This is a genomic window from Pseudomonas sp. 5.2, assembly GCF_059025405.1.
This window is the reverse complement of record NZ_JBYBHH010000069.1, coordinates 1-343: the sequence shown is the minus strand read 5'-3', so window position 1 is coordinate 343 and position 343 is coordinate 1. Positions and strand designations below refer to the sequence as shown.

At 58.6% G+C, this 343-nt stretch carries 1 protein-coding gene; it reads left to right on the top strand.

The features are described from left to right. Positions 1 to 343, top strand: a 343-nt coding sequence (locus AC5PZ0_RS28330) for an immunoglobulin-like domain-containing protein (protein ID WP_493856223.1), incomplete at both ends; no start/stop codon positions are given.

Below are 343 nucleotides of genomic sequence, written 5' to 3'. Positions count from 1 at the left end.
TAAACTGACTGCGACGCCTTCGGTCACCGAAGGCGGTGCGATCACTTACACCATCACCCTGACCAACAAAGATGGCCTGCCGATCGATAAGCACTCGGCACTGACCTTCACGCTGAGCGACGGCACCACTGTCATCACTGTTCCGGCCAACAGCACCACTGGTTTCACCACCGTGACTGCTCCGGACAACGTCTACGTCGGTACCAACGACGCGGTGATCAAATCGATCGCTTCGGTGGATGGCGCTGATGTCGGCAAGTTCGAGAACCTGGTTCTGGACAAAACGCCGGTCAGCACCGCTGTGACCGACGAACCCGGCGTAGGCACCCCAGGCAGCAACAAT